This is a genomic window from Nocardioides sp., assembly GCF_035703625.1.
Taxonomy (GTDB): Bacteria; Actinomycetota; Actinomycetes; order Propionibacteriales; family Nocardioidaceae; genus Nocardioides.
In genome coordinates this window covers 1-5226 of the sequence record NZ_DASSXS010000267.1, presented here as the reverse complement: position 1 = coordinate 5226, position 5226 = coordinate 1, and the positions used below count along the sequence as shown (strand labels likewise).

Here is a 5226-nt window from a genome sequence, read left to right as displayed (position 1 = left end):
CGACCCGCGGTCCAAGATCAACGGCGAGACCCCGGAGTTCAAGGACACCCAGCACTGGTTCCTCGACCTGCCCGCGCTCGCCGAGGCGCTGGGGGAGTGGCTCGACCAGCGCGAGGCCACCGGCCTGTGGCGGCCCAACGTCATCAAGTTCAGCCAGAACATCCTCAAGGAGATCCGGCCGCGGGCGATGACCCGCGACATCGACTGGGGCATCCCGGTGCCGGGCTGGGAGGACCAGCCGACCAAGCGGCTCTACGTGTGGTTCGACGCCGTGATCGGCTACCTGTCCGCCTCGATCGAGTGGGCGCGCCGGCTGGGGGAGCCCGAGAAGTGGCGCGAGTGGTGGAACGACGCGGACGCGGAGTCCTACTACTTCATGGGCAAGGACAACATCGTCTTCCACTCCCAGATCTGGCCGGCCGAGCTGCTCGCCTACAACGGTCAGGGCGACAGGGGCGGCGAGCCCGGCTCCTTCGGGACGCTCAACCTGCCGACCGAGGTGGTCTCCAGCGAGTTCCTCACCTTCGGCGACTCGCAGTTCTCCACCAGCCGCGGCAACGTCATCTACGTCGGCGACTTCCTCGCCCGCTACGGCCCCGACCCGCTGCGCTACTACATCTGCGCCGCCGGTCCGGAGACCTCCGACGCCGCCTTCACGTGGGCCGACTTCGTCACCCGCAACAACTCTGAGCTCGTCGCCGGCTGGGGCAACCTGGTCAACCGCACCGCCACGATGATTGCCAAGAGCTTCGGCGAGATCCCCGCCGCCGGCTCGCTCGAGGAGGTCGACGAGCAAGTGCTCGCGAGCGTCCGCGGGGGCTTCGCGACGGTCGGTGACCTGATCGAGCAGCACCGGCTCCGGGCGGCGATCGCCGAGGCGATGCGCGTGGTCGGCGAGGTGAACAAGTACCTCACGGTCACCGAGCCCTACAAGATGAAGGGAGACGACCAGCGGGAGCGGCTCGGCACCGTGCTCCACGTCGCCGCCCAGTGCGTGCTGGACTGCAACACCCTGCTGGCGCCGTTCCTGCCGCACTCCTCCAACAAGGTGTGGCGGGTGCTCGGCGGTGAGGGGGAGTTCATGCCGATGCCTCACGTCGAGCACGTGGAGGACCTCGATCCGGACGAGGGAGCGGGTCTGCACGTCTACCCGATCATCACCGGCGACTACTCCGCGAGCCCGCGGTGGCAGCACCGGCCGATCGAGGTCGGCACCCGGATCGAGAAGCCGACCCCGGTGTTCACCAAGCTCGACCCGGCCGTCGTGGACGTGGAGCTGGAGCGGCTCACCTCCGGCGGTTGAGCGGCCGGTGCGGTGGCTGTCGGGGTGCGGGGGTCGGGCAGGGCAGCCACCGCCCGCGCCGCCGATAGGGTCGCGGCATGACCCAGCAGATGTACCTGCCGACGTTCTTCGTGAGGCAGCGTTTCGCGATGACGACGAACCGCTACGAGCTGTACGCACCAGACGCCGGCGGCGGCCAGGGCCAGCTCTACGGCCTGGCCGAGCAGAAGCGCTTCGCGTTCAAGGAGCAGGTCACCTTCTTCAGCGACGACAGCAAGTCGCGGGCGGTCTTCGGCTTCAAGGCGCGCAGGGCGCTCGACCTCAACGCCGGGTACGACGTCACCGACGAGTCCGGGCAGCAGATCGGCTTCTTCCGCAAGGACTTCGGCGCGAGCCTGCTGCGGTCGACGTTCCACATCGAGGGGCCCGGCTACACCGGCACGGGCCAGGAGCGCAGCCAGGTCGTGGCGCTGCTCCGCCGCTTCGCCGACATCCCGTTCCTGCCGATCCACTTCGACTTCGTCGGAGCCGACGGAGCGCCCCTGCTCTCCATCGAGCGCCAGGCCACCGTCCGCGACCTCTACACCGTCCAGGTGCCCGACCAGCGGGTCGACTTCCGGGTCGCGGCGGCCGTCGCGGTGGCCCTCGACGCCCTGATGTCGCGGTAGCCGCCAGCACCCAGAGGCCGGCTGGAAGGATGGGCGGCATGCGAGTGCACCTGGGCTGCGACCACGCCGGCCTCGACCTGAAGGAACACCTCCTCGGCTGGTTGCGTGACCACGGCTACGAGCCGGTCGACCACGGTCCCTTCCAGTACGACGCCCTCGACGACTACCCCGTCTTCTGCCTCCGCGCGGCCGACGCGGTCGCGAGCGAACGTGCCGCCGGTGGCGACAGCCTCGGCGTCGTGATCGGCGGGTCGGGCAACGGCGAGCAGATGGCCGCCAACAAGGTGCCGGGCATCCGGGCGGCCCTGGTGTGGTCCGAGGAGACCGCCGTGCTCGCCCGGGAGCACAACGACGCCAACGTGGTCTCCCTCGGTGGCCGGATGCACACGCTGGAGGAGCTGACCCGCTTCGTCGAGGTGTTCCTGTCGACGCCGTTCACGGGCGACGAGCGCCACGCCCGCCGGATCGGCCAGGTCGCCGACTACGAGTCCTCACGGCAGCTGCCCGCGCTCCCCGAGTCCGCCCGCGGGCGGGGACCGGATGCCTGAGGGTCACACCCTCCACCGGCTCGCCGGCGAGCTCTCGGCCGCGTTCGGGGGGCAGGTCGTCCGGGTGACCAGCCCGCAGGGGAGGTTCGCCGACGCCGACCACGTCGACGGAACCCGCATGCTCCGCGCCACCTCGGCGGGCAAGCACCTCTTCCTCGAGTTCGAGCGCGAGCTGTTCGTGCACGTCCACCTCGGCCTGATCGGCAAGTTCGACGTCCACCCCGGACCGGCAGCCGCGCCCGTCGGCCAGGTGCGGCTGCGGATCACCACGCCCACGGCGTACGCCGACCTCCGCGGCGCGACGCAGTGCGACCTGGTCTCCCGGGAACGGCGGGACGCGATCGTGGGGACGCTCGGGCCCGACCCGCTGCGCCCCGACGCCGACCCGATGATCGCCTGGCGCCGGATCTCGCGGAGCCACCGGCCGATCGGGGACCTGTTGATGGACCAGGGGGTCCTGGCCGGCGTGGGCAACGTCTATCGCGCCGAGATCCTGTTCCGTCACCGGATGCACCCCCTGCGACCCGGTCGGACGCTGCGGGTGGGCCAGTTCCGTGCCATGTGGGAGGACCTGGCCGCCCTCATGGCCGTGGGCGTCCGGACCGGTCGCATCGACACCGTGCGCCCCGAGCACACGCCGGAGGCCATGGGTCGTCCGCCGCGGGTCGACGACCACGGCGGGGAGGTCTACGTCTACCGTCGCGCGGGCCAGACGTGTCACGTCTGCGGCTCGCGGATCCGGACCGCGCTGCTGCAGGGCAGGAATCTCTTCTGGTGTCCGCGTTGTCAGCCCACGTTCCGCTCACGCGCCGTAAAGTGACGGAGCGGCTGCGTAGCGAGCGGCCGCCGGACCCCCGATCGACAGGACCTTCGATGTACGCAGCGCCGGCCCCCCGTCGCGGCAGTGCGCTGTCGCCCTGGCGGCGTACCTGGCGCTCGGTGGCCGGTCGCGCCCTTCCCCGGGAGAGCCGGAACCTGCGGTGGCTGGTCCTGCTGGCCCTGCTCTTCGCCGCCGGGATCTTCATCTGGCCCGGGGTCTTCCCGATGACCTCGCTCGTCCTGCCGATGCTGTTCGGAAGCCTCTTCCTGGGCCCGCGCGAGCTGCCGTGGTTCGTGGTCTTCGTGCTGGTCATGGTCGTGGCGCTCCTGGCCCGGCTGCCCCAGATCACCGGGATCACCGGGGGAGTACTGCTGGTGATCTTCACTGCGGGGTTCATCATCCTGCTGACGTCGTTCCGGCGGAGCCGCCTCGGTGTCGGCGGGTCGCAGGGTGAGTCGATGCTCGTCGACCTCCGGGACCGCATCCAGGGCCAGGGCGGCATCCCGGTCCTGCCCGACGGGTGGCACGCCCAGTCCGCCCTGCGCTCCGCGGGAGGTACTCCCTTCGCCGGGGACTTCATCGTCAGTGCGCGCCCCCATGGCGGCGACCGGTTCGATGTCTGCGTCGTCGACGTGTCGGGCAAGGGTGCCGGCGCCGGGACGCGGGCGCTGCTGCTGTCCGGCGCCCTCGGCGGCCTGCTGGCCGCCCTCCCCCCGGAGGACTTCCTCGCCTCGGCCAACGACTACCTCCTCCAGCAGAACTGGGAGGAGGGGTTCGCCACCGCCATCCACCTGTCGCTGGACCTGCGCACGGGCAGCTTCGAGCTCCGCTCGGCCGGCCACCCGCCCGCAGCGCAGCGAGCCGCCGGGTCGGGGCGCTGGACCGTCCATCCCAGCGAGGGCCCGGCGCTCGGCCTGTTCGAGAACGCCGAGTTCCCGCCGGTGCGCGGCACCCTGCGGTCGGGCGACGCGTTGCTGCTCTACACCGACGGGATGGTCGAGAGCCGTCGGCGCGACATCGGGCTCGGGATCGACAAGATGCTCGGCCAGGCCGAGGTGCTGCTGCGGGGCACGTTCGAGGACGGCGCACGCCGGCTGATCGACCAGCTCGGCTCCCGCATCGACGACCGCGCGCTGCTCCTGATCCACCGCGGCTGACTCGCCTCGGTTACGGCAGACCGGGCGCCGTGTGGCACCATGACACCCGCGCGGGGCGCGCTCGTGGTCGGGGGTTCCCGGAGCATTCCCCGGGCGCGCGGATGTAGCTCAATGGTAGAGCCCCAGTCTTCCAAACTGGCTACGCGGGTTCGATTCCCGTCATCCGCTCCAAGGGGCCACCGGGCCGTTCGCTGGCACATCCATCGGGCCGGTCCGGAGTCCGCTTGGCGGGGCGTAGCGTAGTGGCTAGCGCGCCTGCTTTGGGAGCAGGAGACCGCAGGTTCGAGTCCTGTCGCCCCGACGAACCTTTCCGACACATCGATGAGGAGACACACCTGTGAAGAGCGCCGTCGAGACCTTGAGCCCGACCAGGGCCAAGCTGACCGTCGAGGTGCCCTTCGAGGAGCTCAAGCCGAGCCTCGACGCGGCGTACAAGAAGATTGCCCAGCAGATCAACGTGCCCGGGTTCCGGCGCGGCAAGGTGCCGCCGGCGGTCATCGACCGCCAGGTCGGCCGGAACGTCGTGCTGGACGAGGCGATCAACGAGGTCCTGCCGCAGAAGTACATCGAGGCCCTGCAGTCCAACTCGCTCGAGCCCCTGGCCCAGCCAGAGATCGAGGTGACGAAGTTCGAGGACAACGAGGCTCTCGAGTTCACCGCCGAGGTCGACGTCAAGCCCGAGATCGAGGTCCCGGAGTACGTCGGCATCGAGGCCGAGGTCGAGGACATCGAGATCACCGACGACGAGGTC

The 5226-nt window shown here is 70.5% G+C and carries 6 protein-coding genes and 2 tRNA genes; all 8 read left to right on the top strand.

Going from position 1 to position 5226, the window contains the following annotated elements; all coding sequences use genetic code 11:
* Positions 1-1303 (top strand): methionine--tRNA ligase (locus tag VFN12_RS13965; protein ID WP_325119327.1); only part of this gene is annotated, 1303 nt, incomplete at its 5' end.
* Positions 1304-1380: 77 nt separating this feature from the next.
* The gene (locus VFN12_RS13960) at positions 1381-1950 is read left to right on the top strand and encodes a hypothetical protein (protein ID WP_325119326.1); all 570 of its coding nucleotides are present in this window, start codon (positions 1381-1383) and stop codon (positions 1948-1950) included.
* Positions 1951-1988: 38 nt separating this feature from the next.
* Complete coding sequence (locus VFN12_RS13955) at positions 1989-2498, top strand: ribose-5-phosphate isomerase (protein WP_325119325.1); 510 nt, start codon at positions 1989-1991, stop codon at positions 2496-2498.
* The gene (locus VFN12_RS13950; RefSeq protein WP_325119324.1) at positions 2491-3318 is read left to right on the top strand and encodes an Fpg/Nei family DNA glycosylase; all 828 of its coding nucleotides are present in this window, start codon (positions 2491-2493) and stop codon (positions 3316-3318) included. Before VFN12_RS13955 ends, VFN12_RS13950 begins: the two co-directional genes overlap by 8 nt.
* Before the next feature lie 53 nt (positions 3319-3371).
* On the top strand, positions 3372-4475 hold the full coding sequence (locus tag VFN12_RS13945) for a PP2C family protein-serine/threonine phosphatase (protein ID WP_325119323.1): 1104 nt from the start codon (positions 3372-3374) through the stop codon (positions 4473-4475).
* 97 nt (positions 4476-4572) lie between these two features.
* Positions 4573-4646: transfer RNA gene (locus VFN12_RS13940), tRNA-Gly, on the top strand.
* Positions 4647-4703: 57 nt separating this feature from the next.
* A tRNA-Pro gene (locus tag VFN12_RS13935) sits at positions 4704-4776 on the top strand.
* Between the two features lie 36 nt (positions 4777-4812).
* The coding region (locus VFN12_RS13930) for a trigger factor family protein (RefSeq protein WP_325119322.1) at positions 4813-5226 on the top strand (414 nt) is incomplete at its 3' end.

Bases quoted from the DNA above. Each gene is read 5' to 3' on its own strand.
- VFN12_RS13960 (WP_325119326.1), top strand. From the start codon at position 1,381: ATGACCCAGCAGATGTACCTGCCGACGTTCTTCGTGAGGCAGCGTTTC.
- VFN12_RS13955 (WP_325119325.1), top strand. From the start codon at position 1,989: ATGCGAGTGCACCTGGGCTGCGACCACGCCGGCCTCGACCTGAAGGAA.
- VFN12_RS13950 (WP_325119324.1), top strand. From the start codon at position 2,491: ATGCCTGAGGGTCACACCCTCCACCGGCTCGCCGGCGAGCTCTCGGCC.
- VFN12_RS13945 (WP_325119323.1), top strand. From the start codon at position 3,372: ATGTACGCAGCGCCGGCCCCCCGTCGCGGCAGTGCGCTGTCGCCCTGG.